The organism is Stenotrophomonas sp. YJH_SMC_138 (genome assembly GCF_059369855.1).
Genome location: NZ_JCAFTB010000006.1, coordinates 266,886 through 286,464, shown reverse-complemented (window position 1 = coordinate 286,464; position 19,579 = coordinate 266,886). Strand labels below are relative to the sequence as shown.

Genomic DNA, 19,579 nt, shown 5'->3' with positions numbered 1-19,579 from the left:
AGGATGTTGCGTCCAGGGAGTCTACCTAGGATGAGCGGGTCGTCCAATCCCGGGCGCTTTCCCAAGGAGATCCACCATGTCCCGTGTCCCCCTGATCGATGCCGCCAACACCACCGCCGACCGCCAGGCCCTGCTGGGCCAGGTCCACGCTGCCTTCGGCGCCACCCCGGCCATGTTCCGCGCCGTGGCCAACTCGCCGGCTGCCCTGCAGAGCATGTGGGGTTCGTTCGGCGCGCTGGGCGGCGGTCGCCTGTCGCCGCTGCTGGGCGAGCAGATCGCCGTGGCCATCGCCAACCGCAACGCCTGCGCGTACTGCCTGGCCGCGCACACGGCATTGGGCCGCAAGGCCGGCGCCAGCGGTGAGCAGATGGCTGCCGCGCAGATCGGCCAGTCCAGCGACCCGGCCACTGCGGCGGCGCTCGACTTCGCGTTGAAGGTGGTCGAGCAGCGTGCGCAGATCGCCGACGGCGACGTGCAGGCGCTGCGCGCGGCCGGCTTCGATGATGAGCAGGTCGTCGAGATCCTCGCGCATGTGGCGCTCAACCTGTTCACCAACTACGTCAACGTGGCGTTCGACGTGCCGGTGGACTTCCCGAAGGTCGCGCTGCGCTGAGGCGTACCGGGCCGGGGGACGCAGTGCTCCCGGCCATCCTCAGCGGGCGTGGCCGTCGTGCGCCTGCAGCCGCTCCGGATGCGTATACACATTGAACCCGCTTTCCCGCGCGAACCCGACCAGGCACAGGCCGGCGCTGCGGGCCAGATCGATCGCCAGCGCGGTCGGCGCGGACACTGCCGCCAGCACGCTGGCGCCGGCGCGCACTGCCTTGCTCACCATCTCGTAGCTGGCCCGGCTGGAAATCACCAGCAGGCCGCCTTCGATGGCGTGTTCGTTGTGGTGCAGGGCGCCGATCAGCTTGTCCAGTGCATTGTGGCGGCCGACGTCCTCGCGTACCCAGCCGATGCGCCCACTGGCGTCGGCCCAGGCCGCGGCATGGATCGAGCCGCTTGCCGCATTCATCGGCTGGTGCTGCGCCAAGCTGGCCAACGCCCGCTGCAGGGCGGTGGCGGAATAGCTGCGGCGCTCGCGGATCTGCGGCAGTGGGCGCAGCACTTCTTCCAGCTGGCGCGTGCCGCACAGGCCACAGCCACCACGGCCGGGCAGCAGGCGTCCCTTGTCGGGGTCGAGGTTTGCGCCGGGCGCAGCCTCGTCCACGGTCATCTGCAGCTCGATGCCTTCCAGCTGTGGGTGGATATCGATCGACAGCAGCTGCGAGGGCGCGCTGATCAGGCCTTCGCTGAGCGAAAATCCGAGTGCGAAGTCCTCCAGATCACAGGGTGTGGCCATCATCACGGCAAAGGCGGCATCGTTGTAGCGCAGCGCCATCGGCACTTCCTCGGCCACCACGTCGACCTGCTGCTGTTGCGTGCCGCCGCGCCAGCGCTGCAACGGGCGTTGGGCGGTGCCGGCAGGCGGGGTGTGCGGCGGGATCGAATCAGGCATGCAGCGCGTCCGGACAAGGGAGAAACGCGGGCGGGCCACCGCCTGCGGTTTCGAGGATAGCGCAGTGGTCGCGCGCAGACGCGGCTGTAACCGTTGCCATGGCAGGTTGTGCTGAAATCAGCCTGTGCCCTCTGGCGAAGCGCCGTGGGCCGTGCTTGACTGTGCGGCTGGTCGTGCCACTGAATGCACCGCCGGACCGCGTTGTGCCGTTCGTTGCTGCGTTCCTTCCGCCAGGTTCCCGAACATGTCCGAGCAGAAACCGCCGCGTTACAAGCCCTACAACCAGCCCGCCGGAGGCTGGGGTGCCGCCGGCGCCACGGCCAAGGTGCTGCTGCAGCAGAGTGTGATCGGCAAGGGATCGAAGGCATTGCTGGCGATGAACCAGCCCGGTGGCTTCAAGTGCCCCAGCTGCGCGTTCCCCGATGCCGACGAACGCAAGAAGCTGGAGTTCTGCGAGAACGGCGCGAAGGCACTGGCCTGGGAAGCCACCCAGTTCCGCGCCGGCCGCGAACTGTTCGCCCGGTACACCGTGACTGAACTGATGGCGCAGACCGACTACTGGCTGGAGATGCAGGGCCGGCTGACCGAGCCGATGCGCTACGACGCAGCCACCGACCACTACGTGCCGTGCAGCTGGGACGATGCCTTCGCGCTGATCGGCCGCCACCTGCAGGCGCTGGACAGCCCGCACCAGGCCGAGTTCTACACCTCCGGCCGCACGCCCAATGAAGCCGCGTTCCTGTATTCGATCTTCGTGCGCGAGTTCGGCACCAATAATTTCCCGGACTGCTCGAACATGTGCCACGAGCCGACCAGCCGTGGCCTGCCGCCGGCCATCGGGGTGGGCAAGGGCACCATCGTGCTGCAGGATTTCGAGCATGCCGAGGCGATCTTCGTGATCGGCCAGAACACCGGTACCAATTCACCGCGGATGATGAGCAACCTGGTCGAGGCGCGTAAACGCGGCATCCCGATCGTGGCGGTCAATCCGATGCCCGAGCGTGCGCTGATCCGCTTCGCCGAGCCGCAGGACGTGGTGCAGATGGCCACGTTCGGTTCGACCGAGATCACCAGCGAGTTCGTGCATATCCGCATCGGCGGCGACCTGGCCCTGATCAAGGGCATGATGAAGGTGATGTTCGAGCGTGAGGCACAGGGCGAGCGCGTGCTCGACCATGATTTCCTGTCGGAACACACGGTGGGCCTGGAGGCGCTGCGCGAAGACGTGATGACGCAGGACTGGGACCAGATCGTGCAGGTGTCCGGCATTTCGCAGGCGCAGATCCGCCGCTGTGCGGAGATCTACATCCGTTCCAAGGCCACCGTGATCTGCTACGGCATGGGGCTGACCCAGCACCAGTATGGCTCGCGCCTGCTGCAGCAGGTCGCCAACCTGCTGTTGCTGCGTGGCAACTTCGGCAAGCCCGGCGCCGGCATCGGACCGATCCGTGGGCATTCCAATGTGCAGGGCGACCGCACCGTCGGCATCGACGAGAAGCCCAAGCCGGCCTATCTGGACCGCGTGCAGCAGGTGTTCGGCTTCGACCCGCCGCGCGAGCATGGCCACCATGTGGTCGAATCCATCGAGGCGATGCTGGACGGCAGCGCCAAGGTGTTCATCGGCCTGGGTGGCAACTTCATCCATGCCGTGCCCGATACCCCGCGTGCGTATGAGGCAATGCGTTGCCTGGAGCTCACCGTGGGCATTGCCACCAAGCTCAACCGCGGGCACCTGGTCCATGGCCGCGATGCACTGATCCTGCCGGTGGTGGCGCGCTCGGAGCGCATCGTTACGCCGGCCGGCGAGCAGTTCGTCACCATCGAAGACGCGATGTCGAATGTAACCGCGTCGCGCGGGGTACTGGAGCCGGTCAGTGCCGAGGTGTTGCCCGAGGTCGAGATCGTCTGCCGGATGGCACTGGCCACGCTGCCGGACAGCAGGGTTGACTGGGCCGGCTGCATGCACGACTACGCGCCCATCCGCGAGCTGATTGCCGCGGTGTATCCGGAGATCTACACCGGCTTCAACGAGCGCATCCAGCAGCCACACGGTTTCCATCTGGACATTCCGCCGCGCCGCCGGGTGTGGCCCACGCCCAATGGCAAGGCCAACATCCTGGTGATGCCTGGCCTGGACGTGGACGATCCGGTGCACGATCCGGACATGCTGCGGTTGGCCACGGTACGCTCGCATGATCAGTACAACACCACCATCTACAGCTACAACGACCGCTATCGCGGCGTGTACAACGATCGCATGGTGCTGTTCATGAACATCGAGGACCGGCTGGCGCGCGGGCTGGAGAAGGAGGCGCTGGTCAGCCTGGAGACGATCAGCGGCGATGGCGTGCAGCGCCGCATCGAGGGCCTGACGGTGCTGGATTACCCGATGCCGCGCGGCGCGCTGGCCGGTTACTACCCGGAACTGAACCCGTTGCTGCCGCTGGACTACTACGACAGGATCAGCGGCACACCCGCAGCGAAGTCGATCCCGGTGCGGATGCGGGCGATGGCGGCGGCGATTGCGTGACGCGCATCGGCTATCATCGGTGGGTGAACCTGCCTGGCCTGCTGCTGCGATGGATGCTGCTCGTTGCCCTGGTGCTGAATGCACCGGCGCTGGCGCTTGCCTCGTCTTCGTACGGCGGGTCGGCCAACCAGGATCACTGCGCTGCACCGCACGCGGCCGCGCTGGCCGCAGCCGGCTGCTGCGATGATGCGGCTCCGTCGGCCTGCCAGAGTGGTGAATGCGAATGCCCGCCGGCCTGCCTTGGCATGCTGGCCACGTTGAGTGGAACGCCCGCCTCGCCGTGGCGTGAGGCGCCTGTAGCTGCCCGTTCCCAGCAACGCGCATCGCCGCCGATGCCGGACCCGTTGCGTCCCCCCATCGTGTGATGTCCTGCAGGCGCTCAAGCGCCTGCCATGACTGTTCGGCTCTTTCTCGCCTCTGCCTGCGCCTTCGATGCGCGGGCGGCGGGCCGCGTTGCCCGCCTCAGCAAAGGAATCACTCAATGAACCGTTCTCTCTCCCTCGGCCTGCTGCTGGGCACCGTGCTGGCCACCACCGCCTGTGCACGTGCCGCCGAAGAATCCGCCGCCGCACCGGTCGCCAGCAAGGCTCCGGTGGCACCGATCCAGGCCAGCCCGGCCAAGGTCGATCCGGCCCTGCCGGTGGCCATCGTGCACAAGACCGCCAGCTGTGGCTGTTGCGGTATCTGGGTCGACCATCTGAAGGCCGCGGGCTTCCAGGTGGACGTGCGCGATACCGATGACATGAATCCGATCAAGGTCCGCCTGGGCGTGCCAGTCGGCAAGGCCTCCTGCCATACCGCCGAGATCGGCGGTTATGTGGTCGAAGGCCACATCCCGGCCGAGGACATCAAGCGCCTGCTGGCCGAACGCCCGACCGCACGCGGGCTGGTGCTGCCCGGCATGCCGGCCGGTTCGCCGGGCATGGAAATGCCGGATGGTTACGTGCAGCCGTACACCGTCGAGCTGGTGCGGACCGACGGCAGCACCGAGCCGTTTGCCCAGCACGGGCAGGGTGGCTGATGGAAGGCGGGTGCCGGTCGTCCTGACCGGCACCCTTCGACGCGTCTTGTGTAGGGCTGAGCCTATGCTCGGCTGTGTTTGGCCGGCAAGCCGAGCATGGGCTCGGCTCTACAGGATCAGCGTGCCGTGGCTGTTTCCTTGGCCAGCTGTGCGTCGAACTTCTTCTCGGCCGCATCCGCGTAGGCCTTGCAGGTCAGGGCGTTGGCTCCGGCCTCTGCACCCTCGGCATAGTTCCAGTTGCTGGCGCCCGGATGCGGCGTCAGCAGCAGGTCGCAGGGCAGGCCGCGCACCGTAGCGAAGCTGCGCCGGTAGTCCTCGACCAGGCGGGGATAACGGGCGTTGCCCTGCAGCTGGTAGCCCGGCGCACTCAGGCTGTCGGCGTAGGCGATGCGCACCGGCTGGCCATCGCGGGTATCGGTCCAGGTCCAGGCGGTGCTGCCTGGGGTGTGCCCCGGCATGAAGTGCGCGGTGAACGCGATGCCGCCTACGGTGACCTCTTCGCCATCCATGATGATGCGGTCGGCGCTGGCCGGCGGAAAGGTGATGCTGTCGCCAAAGTGCAGGTCGTTGCTGCCACCGCGCGCCAGCAGCACGGCCGATTCGGCGTTGGCCGCTACGCTGGCGCCGGTACGGCGCTTCAGCTCCGCCACTGGCCCGGCATGGTCGGCGTGTGCGTGGCTGAGCAGGATCAGCCGTAGATCCTGTGCTGCCACCCCGCGTGCCTTCATGTTGTCCAGCAGGTGACCGGCCATCTGCGGCATGCCGCCGTCGAGCAGTACCGCACCGTCGGCGGTCTGCACCAGCAGCGCGGTCAGGTCCTCGGTGCCGATCTGCCAGGTGCGGTCGGCAATCTGCAGCGGTGCCATCGGCTGCAGCCACGAGGCGTCCACGGTGTAGGCCTGCAGCTGCGGCAGCGGTGCGTCGGCGGCAGTCACATCAAAGGCAAGTGTGGCAGTCAGGGCAAGGGTCGTCAGGCAAAGGCGCATGGCGGAGAGGTGTCTGGGCAGGGTCGAATGAAACTAGCACGCGGGCGGGGCGGACCGTTTCGCGAATAATTCATGGCTGCGATAAGGTGCGCCGCAGCCTGCCCAGGGATTGTTCGCTGGCCATGGATTGTGAATCCACCTCCACGGGCTGGAGCGCAGAATCGGCCGGGGCTAGCCTGCTACCAGGCTCAAGGAGGTGGACCATGCACGTGCTCATGGTGATGCTGGGTGGCGTACTGCTGCTGGGGGTATTCGTGCTGTTTGGCCATCTCTGGAGCACGGGCACCTCGCAGCTGCCCACGGCACTGATCGCCTTCATCGCCACCTGGCTGCTGGTGGCCGTGGCCAACATGTGGGTAGGGGTCAGCAAGGCCGGCTACGCGGTACGCGAGGAGCTGCCGATCCTGTTGCTGGTATTCGCCGTGCCGGCGCTGCTGGCCGGTTTCCTGTACTGGCGCCTGGCGCGCTGAAGGAGTTCCATGAGTACCCGACTGCGCCTGCCCGCGCTCCGCCACCGCGATGGCCATCATGCCCGCGTGACCTACGAAGAACTGTTCTTCGACCTGGTCTATGTGTTCGCGGTCACCCAGCTCAGCCACCATCTGCTGCACCATATGGACCTGGCCGGCGTGCTGCAGACCCTGGTGCTGTGGTTCGCGGTCTGGCTCGGCTGGCAGTACGCGTGCTGGGTCAGCAACTGGTTCGACCCGGAGGCGCCGCGCATCCGGGGCCTGATGTTCGCCACCATGCTGCTGGCGTTGTTGATGTCCTCGTCCATTCCCGAGGCGTTCGCCGATCGTGCGTGGATCTTCGCCGGGGCGTACGCCACGATGCAGGTCGGACGCACCGCGTTCGTGCTGCTGGAAGTCGGCCGCAACCATACGTTGGCGCCGAACTTCCGCCGCATGCTGGCCTGGGTCAGCGTGTCGGCCTGCTTCTGGCTGGCCGGCGCGGCGGCCGAGGGCCACCTGCGGCTGGCACTGTGGGCGATGGCGGCGGCCTGCGAATACATCTCGCCGATGTTCGGCTTCGCGTTCCCGGGCATGGGCCGGTCGCACACCCGCGACTGGACCATCGAGGGCGGTCACCTGGCCGAACGCTGCCAGCTGTTCGTCATCGTCGCACTGGGCGAGACGTTGCTGGCCACCGGGGGCGTGCTAAGCGACGTCGAGCACTGGAGCCTGCAGGTGATCTCGGCGGTGCTGGCCACCTTCGCTGGCACGATTGCCATGTGGTGGCTGTACTTCGGCATCTCCAGCCGCGATGCCACAGAGGCCATCACCCACGCCGAAGACCCGGGCCGGATGGGCGCCAATTTCCATTACGTGCATGCCCTGCTGATCGCCGGCATCATCGCCACCGCGGTGGGCAACGATCTGGTCATGGACCATCCGGCGGCGGCCGTCACCACGGTGTACGCCACGGTGATGGTGGCGGGCCCGCTGATCTATCTGCTGGGCAGTGCCCTGTACAAGCACGTGGTCTATGGGCGCGCGCCGCGCTCGCACCTGCTGGGCGCCGCCGCACTACTGATGCTGGGCCTGGTGTTGCCCTGGATGCACCTGCTGGCCGCCGGATGGCTGACCAGCCTGGTGCTGCTGGGCGTGGGGTTGCTGGATGCGCGGCTGAAGCGGCGCACCCGGCCGTTGCCGGGCTAGAACCCGCCGCCGGTCTTGAAGTCACCGCCGCCGCTGATACCACCGCCGCTGTGGAAGCTGCTGCCGCTGGAACTGGAGCTGGAGCTGGAGCTGGAGCTCGAACTGGAGCTCGAACCCGAGCCGGAACTGCTGGAACCGCCCGAAAGCAGGTCGAACAGGCCGCCAGAGGAGCGGGTGGTGCTTCGGCTGCTGGTGGTGCTGAAGAAGGATGCGGCGACGGTGGCCGGCGCGACGGCCCGGTAGCTCGGCGCCTCGTAGGCCTGGCGCTCGATGTCTGCTGCCGCCTGGTAGCTCCTCCGCGCCGCCTGCAGGCTGTCCAGGCGCTTTTTCAGCACGGCCATTTCGCGGGTGTGCTCGCCTACCATCCCATCGATCTCGCCCAGGCGCAGGCGACTGCGATGGATGCGCTCGAGCACGGCATCGTCCTCGCCGGAGGCGGTGGCGGCCACGCGCCGGTACAGGTCGTCCATGCTCTTGGCCGACAGCGTGCGCGCCAGCGCGGTGAGCAGGGCGCTGCCTTCGGCATCGGTCCAACTGCGGAAGCCGTCGATCTGTGCCTGCTTGGCATCCACGGTCTGACGATGCAGCTGCTCGGCCAGCAGCGCCTGCGCTACTGCGCCCTGTGCCGTCTGCAGCTGCTGGCGCAGCGGGTCGCCACCGGCGCGGGCGAGGGCGGCATCGCGGGCCTGCTGTACCGGTTGGCGGGCCGCCTCCACGTCGTCGCGGGCGCGTCGGGCATGTTCCTGCAGATAGGGCGGAAGCTCGACCAGCGTGGCGTACTCGCGACGGGCACGGTCAAAGCCGCACAGTTCGGCCAGCCAGCCGTCGACGGTGCGCACCAGTGGCCAGCCGCGGTAGGCCGTGCTGCCGTAGCTGCGCCGGTGCAGGTACATGAAGATCGGGTCGGCCTGATAGGCGCCGGCCTTGGCGTCATGCTCCGATTGGGCAGAGGAAGCCATGCGCTCGACCGTGTCGGCACGCGCCACGGCCAGCTGCAGGTCGTCCTGCAGCGCCCTGTAGGTAGGTTCCGCTTCCAGCGTGGTGTCCACCTGGTCCTGCAGGGCCTGCCAGCGTCCGCCGGCGGCGTCGCGTGCGGCAACGGCCTCCTGCGACCGCTGCTGCAACGACTGCTCGATGTCCAGCAGCGCCTGCAGTTCGTCGTCCAGCACCGCCGCTTTGCGGTCACGGCGCTGCAGATCGGCGCCGGACTGCTGCAGCAGGTCCCGGGCCAGCATCGGCGGCGCATCGTTTGCGGCCTCGGCCTGCAGGCGCGCCAGGGCGTTGAAGTCGTCGCGGACCCGCCCGTGCAGCGCTTCCTGTTCCTTGATCAGCTCCCGGCACTGGTCGCCACGCGCGGCCAGTTGTGCCTGCACCTGGCCGATATCGGTTTCGACATCGGCAATCGCGTCGTTCAGGTCTCTCATGTCAGTTCCTTACCCATCACCATTGGGTGATGTAGCCACCGGTGGCGGGCATGCGGAACCGCGGCGACAGGCTGCCGCGCGGCTTGCTGCCGATCTGGTCGTCTTCGATGATGCCGTTGTCCTGCTTGTCGGCGGCAACCCGGTTGTAGGTGGCCTCGGGCACGCGTACGGCAAACACCGAGACCCGTTCCTCCTTGCCGGTTTCCTCGTTGCGGATCGGCAGTTCGGCAGCATTGCCGGCCTCGTCCAGCGCTTCGGTCACCAGATAGTAGTTGCGGCCACCATTGGCCTTCTCGTTGTAGCGCCAGACGCCGGTGCGTTCATCGTCACGGTTGACGATGCGGTAGACCAGGGTCTGCGACAGCAGCCCCACCAGCTGGCTGACCTCGTCCAGGGCCGGCCCGGCTTCGGCCAGCGTCTCGACCCGGATCAGGCGGGCGGCCTGCTCCAGCGCACGTTCGAAGCGCTTGCGGTCTTCGCCGGCGACACCGGTGGCGAGGCCGTCGGCCTTGAGCTGGGCCAACCGCTCGTTGAGCGCGGCCAGCGTGGCGGCGCTGCCGATCAGCTCCTTCAGGGTCGCTACCGCCTGGCCGGCCGCGGCGATGTCGCCCGCGCGCAGTGCCACGTCGCCGCCGGTGTAGGCGCGTGCGCGCGCCTGCTCTGCATCCGGCGCGAGGCGTGCCGCCTTTGCAGCGGCGTTGGTGGTATCCAGCAGCTCGCTGGCCTCGATCGCCTGGCCGAGGATGTTCACCCGCTCGGTCAGCGGCGGCAGCGTTTCCCTGGCATTCGCCAGCAGCTGCGCGGCGGCCTGCCGATGCTGCTCAACCTGCGCGGCGGCCTGCTCGCCGGTGGCACTGCCACCACTGCTGAGCCGGGTGAGCTTGTCCTTGCGCACCAGGGTCGGCTGTGCGGCCAGTGCGGCGGGAACCCCGGCGAAGCGCCGCTGTGCTTCGGCCAGCGCGGCCTGTGCGCCTTCGGCCAGTGGCTGCAGGCGCCCACCGCTGGCCGTGGCACGTGGCAGCAGCCCCTGCAGGGCCTGTTCCTGTGCCGCCAGCAGGGCGCGCGCTGCAGCAGCCTCCTGTTGCTGCGCGGCCACCTTGTCGTTCAGCACCTGCACGTTCTTCTGCACGTTGCTCTCGTGCACGAACGCTCCGAAGCTGCGTGCCATGACCAGCAGCATGCCGAGCACCAGCAGCAGGAAGGCCGCCAGCAGCGCCCACTTCAACAGGCGGGCCCGATCGATCCAGCGCCGCGCCAGCCACGCCTTCCAGCCACGCGGCGCGGTGTAGAGGTAGCGCTGCTCGCGCTGGGCCTGGATGCCGGCCTCGAGGATCTCGTCGGAGACCTCGATGCCCTGCGAGCGGTACAGCTCAAGCAGGCGCTGCTTCAGCGTCGCCTTGTCGTGGCCGCTGTCGGCCAGCGCCTTCATTTCGGCGTTGCGGTAGCGCAGCTGGTCGACCACATCCATGGTCAGCAGCGCAGCCTGCAGCTCGGCAGGGGCCATCGTCGCACTCACCTCAGCGCGACTCCGGGCTCGGCGGCGCCTGCAGCAGAGCGGCGAAGCGCTGCTTGCCCTGTTCGACATACTCGGCGATCTCGGCCGAGTCGCGGGTCGCCTGGCCGCGCAGCTGCTCGATCTCCCGCAGCGAGGTCTCCTGGAAGCGCACCACCGCATCGACCAGCTTGCGCACCGAATCGACGCCGATGGTGGCGCCGTAGCCGGCCTTCAGGCCCTCGTGCAGCACGTCATCGCCAATGTTGGCCACCGCTTCCAGGCCCTTGGAGGTGCCCTCGGTCATCGCATTGAGCGCCTGCGTGGACTCATGCAGGCCCATCTGCGTGGTGAAGGCCAGGTTCAAGGCGGTGAAGCTGGTTTCATTGGTGGAGAAGAACACCACCGAGCGCTCGTTGACGCGGCGCTTGATCTCGTGCGACTGGTGCACGCGCAGCATGATCGCCTCGGAGGTGGCGTAGTTCACCTGCAGGTTCTCGGCCAGGTCCTTGGCCAGCTGGTAGCGCGACTCCTCGGCCTGGTTGTTGCGCAGGGCCTCGTCGCGGGCCATGACCAGGCGGCCGGTGTCGGCGGCATCGGCGGCCGGATCGGCCGACTCCACGCGCTGCTGCGCCTGCTTCAGCGCCTCGCGGGCATCGGCCAGCGCCTGCTCCTGCAGCTTCAAGAGCTCATGGGCCTGGATCTCGGCATCCTTGATCGACAGGCGGAAGTCGCCGTACATCTCCAGCACGCGCGACTCGCGCTGCAGCTGCTCGGCCGAATCGCGGCTGACTTCCAGGAATGTGCGGCGGATCTTCTCGAACCGGCTCGGGATGTCGCCGCGGGTGACCTTCATCCACAGGTTCTGCAGGCGCTCGCCCATGTCGATCCTGCCGTCGCGCACCTGCTCGACCATGGTGCTGGCATCGTCACGGATGCTGTCGAAGGCGCGGATGATCTCGGTATAGCGGTCGGACACCTTGGCCGAGCTGATTTCATCACGCATCACGGCATTGAAATGCCCGGACTGCTGCAGCACGCGGGCAATGGCCACCACGCGGCCCTGGTCAAGGGTGGACAGCTGCGAGACCAGCGCGATGGCCGGTGCGTTGTTGTCCTGGGGAGCGGCCAGGCCCAGGCTGCGCAGCGTGGCCATGGCGCGGTCGAGGTACTTGATCGGCGCGGTAGCGGCCGGCGTGGCAAGGAGGGTGTTCTCGGACATTTCGACGGCTCCGGTCAGGGCAGGCAATGAGGAACCTGCCGCGCGGAACGGGCAGGTTGCTGCGAAACGAAGGGGAAGGGGAGCGGCAGCCGTGCGGCGCACGACAGGCGGGCCCGGTCAAGGGCCGACGGCCCGGTATGGGCGAGGGTGGTGTCCTGTTCAAGCATGGCGCATTCCCTGCAGATCGCCCCCCTGGCGATTCCGTCCCATTGTAGCGGCGGTGATGGGCAGGTGAAGCCCCACCGATGGCAGGGTGGAGTAGCGTTGGCGCACGCTCATCGGTTGCGGCAAGCGAGGGCTTCGTGCAGAACGTACCGCAATGGTTGCTCTGGTCGGGACTGTCCGCCGTGTTCGCAGCGCTGACTGCGCTGTTCGCCAAGGTCGGCGTCAAGGGTGTCGACCCGGACCTGGCCATGGCCATCCGTACCCTGGTGGTGGCGGCGGTGATCCTGCCGCTGGTGATGGTCACCGGCAAATGGTCCAATCCATTGCTGCTGCCGGGGCGGACCCAGCTGTTCCTGGTGCTGTCGGCGCTGGCCACCGGTGCGTCGTGGCTGTTCTACTTCCGCGCACTACAGAGCGGTGAGCTGGCCAAGGTGGCCGTGGTGGACAAGTTCAGCGTGGTGCTGGCGATCGTGCTGGCCTATCTTCTGCTGGGCGAGCGGCCCAGCCTGCGGGAGTGGAGCGGCATCGGCCTGGTGCTGGCCGGGGTGATCGTGCTGGCCACGAAGAAGTAGCAGCGTTGAACCGACCAGAGGGGAGAGCAGGATGCAGGGCGAAGCACACGGTACGTTTGAAGTGGATCTGCGGCCGATCGGTGGCAATGACGGCCCAATTGCGGTGATGTCGATCAACAAGACCTTCGCCGGCGACCTGCACGGCAGCAGCGTCGGCCAGATGCTGGCCTTCCGCACGCCGGTGCAGGGCTCGGCCGGCTACGTGGCGATGGAACGGGTAACGGCCACGCTGGCCGGGCGCCAGGGTGGGTTCACCCTGCAGCACAACGGGTTGATGACCCGTGGCACGCCGCAGCTGAGCGTGGTGGTGGTGCCCGATTCGGGCAGTGAAGGACTGTTCGGCCTGAGCGGCACACTGGAGATCACCATCAGTGAAGGCCGCCACGACTACCGGCTGGTCTACAGCCTGCCGGACGAGATCTAGCGGAGTTCCGCTGCCATCGCCGCGAGCCGGGCGACGGTATTGAGATTGCGCGCCGTGCCCTGTGCCGAGCCGGGAATGCGCAGGCGCGAGTCGGCCATGCCGGCGCCGTAGTGGATGAAGATCTCGCGCGTGCCGAGTGCAAGCTGTTCGTCGCGCCGGCCGGTCACGCCATCAAGCGGGTCGGCAGGCAGGCTGCCGTCGAGGAACAGGGCGACCACACGGTTGCCGGCGGCATCCGGAAACGGATTGCGTGCCACCACGCCTGCGATCTCGCTGGCCGAACGCACCAGTACGCCTACCGGCTTGCCGGCATATTCCTGGAGCCGCTGGCCGAGGGCCTGGCGCACGCCCGCCTCGTCGAGCGAGCTGCGCAACACCACGTTGCCGCTGGCGATGTACGTGCGGACATCGGCGAAGCCTGCGTCCTCGCACATCGCCACCAGTTCGCGCATCGGCAGCCTGCCGGTACCGCCGACGTTGACCGCGCGCAGCAAGGCGACGTGGACGTTCATGGCGTCCCCGCCTGCAGGCGGTCGTACATGCGCACCAGGTCGACCAGGGTGCGCGCGCCCATCTTGCGCATCACCTGTGCGCGGCGCACCTTCACCGTGATCTCACTGACGCCGAGGTCGCCGGCGATCTGCTTGTTGAGGCGGCCACGCACCACGCCATCGACCACCTCGCGCTCACCCGCGTTGAGCGTGTTCCAGCGCTGCTGCAGGGCATCGAGCGCCTCGCCCTCGCGGCGGCGCTGGCGGTCGATCTCGATGCCCTTGTGGATCGCATCCAGCAGTTCCTGGTCGCGAAAGGGCTTGGTCAGGAATTCGATGGCACCGTCCTTGATCGCGTTGACACCCATCGCGATGTCGCCGTGGCCGGTGATGAACACCACGGGGAGCTGCAGGCCATGGCTGCCCATCGTGCGATGGAATTCAAGACCGCTCTGGCCGGGCATGCGCACGTCCAGCACCAGGCAGGCCGGCGCGTCTTCCAGGTCGTGTTCGAGGAAGGCCTGGGTGGAGGCGAAGGCCCGCACCTGCAGGCCCATCGAGGCCAGCAGGTCTTCCAGCGCCGCGCGCACCGACGGATCGTCGTCGACCACATAGACAATGGGCGCCGGATCGGCGATGGGTGCAGTGGGCTTACGCATGGTGGACATCCGTGGCGACGGGCAGGTCGAAGACGAAGCAGGCACCGCCGCCTGCCGGTCGTTCGGCGCGGATCTGGCCGTCGTTCGCCTCGATCATCGAGCGGCTCAGGCTGAGGCCCAGCCCCAACCCGTGCGACTTGGTGGTCCAGAACGCGTCGAACACGCGCTCGGGATGCTCGGCGGGCAGGCCGACGCCACGATCGCGTACGCTGAGGCTGACCCGTTGGCCCTCACGCCGGGTCAGCAGCGACAGACGCCGGTCGCCTGCGGGTACGGCTTCCATTGCATCCACCGCATTGAGGATCAGGTTGCCGATCACCTGCTGCACCTGTACGCGATCGGCCTGCACCGGCGGCAGGTCGGCGTCCAGCAGCAGGGCCACGGCCACGCCATGCTGGTCCAGTTCGCTGCGCGACAACGCCAGCATTTCCTCCACCGCCTGGTTCAGGTCGAAGGCGCGCCGTTCCGGTGCCGCGCCCTGGGTCAGGCCGCGGATGCGGGCGATCACATCGCCGGCACGGTGCGCATCGGCCAGGATGCGGGCCACGGTCTGGCGTGCCTTGTCCACGTTCGGCGGGTCCTGCGCCAGCCAGCGTTGGCAGGCTTCGGCGCTGCTGGCGATGGCCGCCAGCGGCTGGTTCACTTCGTGGGCGATGGAGGTGGTCAGCTCGCCTACGGTGGAGGCGCGCGCTACCCGCAGCAGACGGCCCTGTGCTTCCTGCACGGCGGCCTTGGCCGCTTCCATGTTCAGTGCGAGGTAGGTGGTGATGCCGATCACCAGCATGCCGATCACCGAATTGACCAGGCCGATGCGGTAGGTGCCGAAGCGGGTCAGGAAGAAACTCAGCCCGGTCAGCGCGATGCAGGCGATGGCCAGCGTGATCAGGCCGCGGGCGGCCAGCACGCGCGATGCCGCGAGGATGACCGCTGCGTAGAAGCAGGCAGCAGCAACCGCGTAATCGGTGACGGTGTCGATCAGGAAGATCGCGGCCATCACGACGATCAGGGCCAGCAGCACCAGCGGGCGGCGGGGCGACAGCGATGGCATCGGGACGGCTCCCTGGCGTGGGGTGAAAGGATAGCAAAGCCGCCATCGGCAGATGCCGATCTTGGTCGGCAGGCTCTTTTGCTGTGGGTGCCGACCGTTGGTCGGCACAAGCCAGAACGATGCCTGGTAGTGCCGGCCGCTGGCCGGCAACTGCACGGTGTTGCCGGAGCTCATGAGGTTGCCGGCCAGCGGCCGGCACTACCGCAGGGATGGACACGGTCTCTGAAGGTTCTCTGCCGACCAAGGTCGGCACCTACCAAAGCGGTGCACGGTGTTGCCGGCCAGCGGCCGGCACTACTCCTCCAGGCTGGCGTTCCAGAATCCCTGCAGCACACCGGGCGTGGTCGCCAGCGTCGCAAGTACGGCGTCCAGTTCGCCGGCATCCACCGTGGTGGCATACAGCACCGCTTCGATCTCCACATCGCGCTCGCCGAACGGGCGCTGGTCCACCGCGCGCACCGGGTAATGCGCCTGCTCAAGCAGCAGCAACAGCTGGTCCAGCACCTCGGCCTGCTGCTCGCGCTGGCAGACCACGTTGATCGCATAGGTCGCCTCGCTGAACGCTTCCGGCAGCGGCTGCCGCTGGATGCGGTTCACCACCGGCCGCAGCAGGGTATTGGCGGCCAGCACGAACACCGCTGCGAGCACTGCTTCGGGCAGCAGCTTGATACCCGCGCAGGCTCCCACCGCTGCCGATCCCCACAGGGTGGCGGCGGTGTTCAGGCCGGACACCTGGGCGCCGTCCTTCATGATCGCGCCGGCGCCGAGGAAGCCGACGCCGGAGATCACATAGGCCACCACATGCAGCGGCGAGGGTGGTCCGCCGTACAGGTCATGGAAGCGCACCGCCAGATCGACGAACACTGCCGCACCCACCGCCACCAGCGTATTGGTACGCAGGCCGGCGGTGCGTTGCCGCAGCTGCCGCTCCAGGCCGATGACCGTGCCCAGCACGAATGCCACCGACAGGCTGATCAGCGAGCTGAGCGTGGCGCCGGCGTTGAACGCCGGCAGGTTCGGATTGATGTCCATTGCGTTTCTCCCTGGACAAGCGGCGGGTGCTTACTGCCAGCCGTAACGACGGATGTAGAACTTCTTCAGCGCGGTGGTCAGCACCGCATAGCCGAACAGGATCGCCACCAGGAACGGCCAGTAGCCGGCCGGCAGCGCCTGCAGCTTGAAGTAGCCGGCCAGCGGGCTCATCGGCAGGGCCACGCCGATGGCCATGATCAGGCCGGTCATCAGCAGCAGTGGCGGCGCGGCGATGCTCTGCAGGAACGGCACCTTCGGCGTGCGGATCATGTGCACGATCAGGGTCTGGGTCAGCAGGCCGACCACGAACCAGCCGGACTGGAACAGGCCCTGGTCGGCCGGCGTGCGTGCATCGAACACGTACCACATCAGCGCGAAACAGCTCAGGTCGAAGAGCGAGCTGATCGGCCCGAAGAACACCATGAAGCGGCCGATGTCCGCCGGGTTCCACTTCAGCGGCTTGCGTACCAGTTCCTCATCCACGTTGTCGAACGGAATGGCGATCTGCGAGATGTCATACAGCAGGTTCTGCACCAGCAGCTGCAGCGGCAGCATCGGCAGGAACGGCAGGAAGGCCGAGGCCACCAGCACCGAGAACACATTGCCGAAGTTGGAGCTGGCGGTCATGCGGATGTACTTCAGCATGTTGTTGAACGTACGCCGGCCCTGGATGACGCCTTCTTCCAGCACCATCAGGTTCTTTTCCAGCAGGATGATGTCGGCCGCCTCCTTGGCAATGTCCACCGCGCTGTCCACGCTGATGCCGATATCGGCTGCGCGCAGCGCCGGCGCATCGTTGATGCCGTCACCGAGGAAGCCGACCACCTTGCCCTGCGCCCGCAGCTCGCGTACCAGCCGCTCCTTGTGCAGCGGCGTCAGCCGGGCAAACACGCGATGGTGGTGCAGCGCCCGCGACAGCGCGCCGTCGTCCATGCGCTCGATCTGCGGGCCGGTCAGGATGGTGTCCGCGTCCAGCCCCACCTGTGCGCAGACACGGGCGGTCACCAGTTCGTTGTCGCCAGTGAAGACCTTGACCTCGACACCGTGTGCGGCCAGCGCCTGCAGCGCCTGCGCAGCCGACTCCTTCGGCGGGTCCAGGAAGGCCACGTAGCCGACCAGCGTCAAACCGCACTCGTCCGCTTGCGAGTAGGCGCTCTGACTGGCCGCGGTCTCCTTCATCGCCACCGCCACCACGCGCAGGCCCTGTTCGTTCAGTTCCTCGGTGGTCTGCCGCACCCGCGCCAGGCGGCGCTCGTCCAGTGGCATGTCCTGGCCGTTCTCGCGCACGGTGCTGCACACCGCCAGCATCTCTTCCACCGCGCCCTTGCAGATCAGCTCATGGTGGTCCTCGCGCTCGGACACCACCACCGACATGCGGCGGCGCTCGAAGTCGAACGGGATCTCATCCACCTTGTGGTAGTCCTGCGACAGCCGCAGCGAACTCTGCAGCTCCACGTGCTCCAGCACCGCGCGGTCCAGCAGGTTGATCAGCCCGGTCTGGAAGTGGCTGTTGAGGTAAGCGAACTTCAGCACGTCTTCCGAATCGTGACCGAACACATCGGTGTGGCGCTCCAGCGCGATCCTGTCCTGGGTGAGCGTGCCGGTCTTGTCGGTGCACAGAACTTCCATCGCGCCGAAGTTCTGGATCGCATCCAGGCGCTTGACGATCACCTTGCGCCGCGACAGCAGCACCGCACCCTTGGCCAGGGTGGAGGTGACGATCATCGGCAGCATTTCCGGCGTCAAGCCCACCGCTACCGACAGCGCGAACAGGAACGCCTCGGTCCAGTCACCCTTGGTCCAGCCGTTGATCAGCAGCACGAACGGCACCATCACCAGCGCGAAGCGGATCAGCAGCCAGCTGACACTGTTGACGCCGGCCTGGAACGCGGTGGGCGCACGGTCGGTAGCGGTGCTGCGCTGGGCCAGCGTGCCGAAGTAGGTGCGGTTGCCGGTGGCCAGCACCACGGCGGTGGCGGTGCCTGACACCACGTTGGTGCCCATGAACAGCAGGTTGTGCTGCTCCAGCAGGCCGGCCAGGCCGTCGCCCGGGTGCGCGAACTTCTCTACCGGCAGCGATTCGCCGGTCATCGCGGCCTGGGCGACGAACAGGTCCTTGGCGGTCAGTACGCGGCAATCGGCCGGAATCATGTCGCCGGCCGACAGCACGATGTGGTCACCGGGCACCAGCTCACGGATCGGCAGGTCCAGCAGGCGTGCCGGGCGACGGCTGTGCAGGTGCGCACCGAAGTACTGGTCGGCTACATCGGCGGCCTCGGTGCCCGGATTGCGGCGCAGCACGCGCGCGGTGTTGCCGACCAGTGCCTTCAGACGCTCGGCTGCACGGTTGGAGCGGCCTTCCTGCACGAAGCGGATCAGCGTGGACAGCAGTACCATCGCACCAATCACGATCGTGGCCTTGATGTCCTCGGTCAGCCAGGACACCGCCGCCAGTACGGTCAGCAGCAGGTTGAACGGATTGCGGTAGCACTGCCACAGGTGCCGCCACCACGGCAGCGGCTTTTCGTGATCCACCTCGTTGGGGCCGAGCGTGGCCAGCCGCTCCTCGGCTTCATGCGGGCTCAGGCCATCGGCATGCGAATCCAGCGTGGCCAGCAGCTCGGCTTCCTCCTGCTGGGCAAGGGTGACCAGGCCGGTGGTAAGCGCGAACGGCGCGGTCTCGGCGCTGCCCGGGCCAAAGCCGGCTTCGGGCATCGCGCGGCGGCGGAACAGGTTGCCTGCGCGACGGCTGCGCAGGAAGGCATTGAACCAGGCGTTGAGCAGGCTCATGGGACGCTCCTCGAATGTCAGAGCCGGCCGCAGCCGGAACACGAACGGAATGGGTGAGACAGTTCAGGCGTGGCGCATCGCCAGCACCGCCGGCGACCACGGCTGCATGTGCAGGCGCTGGCTGCCACCAATGCACAGCGGCTTCATCGCATCGCGCAGCGGGTAGGGCAGATGGCGCAGCACGGTGATCCGCTCGCTGATCGGCAGCAGCGACAGCGCGTCGGCCACCACGCGCGGCGAACCGAGCGACAGCGAACGGGCAAACATGACCGGGCCGTGCTGCAGCAGCTGGCTGCGCAGGGCGGCAACATCGCGCTCGCCGATCAGGCGGCGCAGGGTGATGTAGAGGATCTTGTAGGACATGGGGGTGATCTCCAGGCAGGCGGCACCTGGCGGTCCCCCGTCACTCAGGCAGGCAGGGACCGGCGGGCAGGCGCCAGGAACAGGCAACAAGCGGGCATCCGGGGCGCGGTGCGCCCGGCAGGGTCGGGGTCCATCTGCGTCTCCATGAGGGGAGGGGGCTAGCCAGGGTTGCCCTGGCCAGTGGCGCTATTGTCCGCCCCT

19 protein-coding genes are annotated in these 19,579 nt (G+C 67.6%); 8 read left to right on the top strand and 11 right to left on the bottom strand.

Annotated elements, in window-relative coordinates; genetic code table 11:
* Positions 1-76: 76 nt before the first annotated feature.
* Entirely contained in the window at positions 77-613 is a 537-nt protein-coding gene (locus AC5P7I_RS14875) for a carboxymuconolactone decarboxylase family protein (RefSeq protein WP_014647309.1), read from the top strand.
* 39 nt (positions 614-652) lie between these two features.
* On the opposite strand, the gene fdhD is transcribed toward AC5P7I_RS14875, so the two are convergent.
* On the bottom strand, positions 653-1,501 hold the full coding sequence (fdhD, locus tag AC5P7I_RS14870; RefSeq protein WP_014647308.1) for a formate dehydrogenase accessory sulfurtransferase FdhD: 849 nt from the start codon (positions 1,499-1,501) through the stop codon (positions 653-655).
* A 244-nt stretch (positions 1,502-1,745) separates the two neighbouring features.
* Between fdhD and AC5P7I_RS14865 the strand changes: the two genes are divergently transcribed.
* The 3 genes from AC5P7I_RS14865 to AC5P7I_RS14855 all read left to right on the top strand — a co-directional run bounded on the left by AC5P7I_RS14865 (position 1,746) and on the right by AC5P7I_RS14855 (position 5,052).
* Positions 1,746-4,031 carry an FdhF/YdeP family oxidoreductase gene (locus AC5P7I_RS14865; protein ID WP_262087724.1) on the top strand — a complete coding sequence of 762 codons (2,286 nt, stop codon included), beginning with the start codon at positions 1,746-1,748 and terminating at the stop codon, positions 4,029-4,031.
* A gap of 23 nt (positions 4,032-4,054) precedes the next feature.
* Complete coding sequence (locus tag AC5P7I_RS14860; protein WP_134808922.1) at positions 4,055-4,396, top strand: hypothetical protein; 342 nt, start codon at positions 4,055-4,057, stop codon at positions 4,394-4,396.
* 116 nt (positions 4,397-4,512) lie between these two features.
* Positions 4,513-5,052, top strand: coding sequence for a DUF411 domain-containing protein (locus AC5P7I_RS14855; protein ID WP_262087722.1), 540 nt, complete (start codon positions 4,513-4,515; stop codon positions 5,050-5,052).
* A gap of 116 nt (positions 5,053-5,168) precedes the next feature.
* Here the strand turns inward: AC5P7I_RS14855 and blaL1 are convergent, their stop codons facing one another.
* On the bottom strand, positions 5,169-6,038 hold the full coding sequence (gene blaL1 / locus AC5P7I_RS14850) for a L1 family subclass B3 metallo-beta-lactamase (RefSeq protein ID WP_262087721.1): 870 nt from the start codon (positions 6,036-6,038) through the stop codon (positions 5,169-5,171).
* Positions 6,039-6,241: 203 nt separating this feature from the next.
* Here blaL1 and AC5P7I_RS14845 point away from each other — a divergent pair, with 203 nt between their 5' ends.
* Positions 6,242-6,508 (top strand): hypothetical protein, encoded by a 267-nt coding sequence (locus tag AC5P7I_RS14845; protein ID WP_014647303.1) that lies wholly within the window; start codon positions 6,242-6,244, stop codon positions 6,506-6,508.
* 9 nt (positions 6,509-6,517) lie between these two features.
* The gene (locus tag AC5P7I_RS14840; protein ID WP_164232916.1) at positions 6,518-7,696 is read left to right on the top strand and encodes a low temperature requirement protein A; all 1,179 of its coding nucleotides are present in this window, start codon (positions 6,518-6,520) and stop codon (positions 7,694-7,696) included.
* On the opposite strand, the gene AC5P7I_RS14835 is transcribed toward AC5P7I_RS14840, so the two are convergent.
* From AC5P7I_RS14835 to AC5P7I_RS14825, 3 genes are read right to left on the bottom strand one after another with little or no spacing between them, the layout of a single operon-like run.
* Entirely contained in the window at positions 7,693-9,120 is a 1,428-nt protein-coding gene (locus AC5P7I_RS14835) for a coiled-coil domain-containing protein (protein ID WP_262087720.1), read from the bottom strand. The genes AC5P7I_RS14840 and AC5P7I_RS14835 overlap by 4 nt on opposite strands.
* Positions 9,121-9,136: 16 nt before the next feature.
* Complete coding sequence (locus AC5P7I_RS14830) at positions 9,137-10,624, bottom strand: DUF6384 family protein (protein WP_049439567.1); 1,488 nt, start codon at positions 10,622-10,624, stop codon at positions 9,137-9,139.
* 13 nt (positions 10,625-10,637) lie between these two features.
* Entirely contained in the window at positions 10,638-11,834 is a 1,197-nt protein-coding gene (locus AC5P7I_RS14825; RefSeq protein ID WP_046430850.1) for a hypothetical protein, read from the bottom strand.
* 302 nt (positions 11,835-12,136) lie between these two features.
* Between AC5P7I_RS14825 and AC5P7I_RS14820 the strand changes: the two genes are divergently transcribed.
* Both AC5P7I_RS14820 and AC5P7I_RS14815 read left to right on the top strand, forming a co-directional pair.
* The gene (locus AC5P7I_RS14820; protein ID WP_014647298.1) at positions 12,137-12,571 is read left to right on the top strand and encodes an EamA family transporter; all 435 of its coding nucleotides are present in this window, start codon (positions 12,137-12,139) and stop codon (positions 12,569-12,571) included.
* Positions 12,572-12,602: 31 nt separating this feature from the next.
* Positions 12,603-12,995: a DUF3224 domain-containing protein gene (locus tag AC5P7I_RS14815; RefSeq protein WP_014647297.1), complete on the top strand. Its 393-nt coding sequence runs from the start codon at positions 12,603-12,605 to the stop codon at positions 12,993-12,995.
* Here AC5P7I_RS14815 and AC5P7I_RS14810 read toward each other — a convergent pair.
* From AC5P7I_RS14810 to AC5P7I_RS14785, 6 genes are all read right to left on the bottom strand, one after another.
* Complete coding sequence (locus tag AC5P7I_RS14810; protein ID WP_014647296.1) at positions 12,992-13,507, bottom strand: DUF1697 domain-containing protein; 516 nt, start codon at positions 13,505-13,507, stop codon at positions 12,992-12,994. The genes AC5P7I_RS14815 and AC5P7I_RS14810 overlap by 4 nt on opposite strands.
* Complete coding sequence (locus AC5P7I_RS14805; protein ID WP_014647295.1) at positions 13,504-14,145, bottom strand: response regulator transcription factor; 642 nt, start codon at positions 14,143-14,145, stop codon at positions 13,504-13,506. The genes AC5P7I_RS14810 and AC5P7I_RS14805 overlap by 4 nt, the downstream gene beginning before the upstream one ends.
* Positions 14,138-15,193 (bottom strand): sensor histidine kinase, encoded by a 1,056-nt coding sequence (locus AC5P7I_RS14800; protein ID WP_041864198.1) that lies wholly within the window; start codon positions 15,191-15,193, stop codon positions 14,138-14,140. Before AC5P7I_RS14800 ends, AC5P7I_RS14805 begins: the two co-directional genes overlap by 8 nt.
* Before the next feature lie 294 nt (positions 15,194-15,487).
* Entirely contained in the window at positions 15,488-16,225 is a 738-nt protein-coding gene (locus tag AC5P7I_RS14795) for an MgtC/SapB family protein (protein ID WP_012511185.1), read from the bottom strand.
* Between the two features lie 30 nt (positions 16,226-16,255).
* Entirely contained in the window at positions 16,256-19,015 is a 2,760-nt protein-coding gene (gene mgtA, locus AC5P7I_RS14790; RefSeq protein ID WP_262087719.1) for a magnesium-translocating P-type ATPase, read from the bottom strand.
* Between the two features lie 63 nt (positions 19,016-19,078).
* Entirely contained in the window at positions 19,079-19,378 is a 300-nt protein-coding gene (locus AC5P7I_RS14785) for a hypothetical protein (RefSeq protein ID WP_005413574.1), read from the bottom strand.
* Between the last annotated feature and the right edge of the window lie 201 nt (positions 19,379-19,579).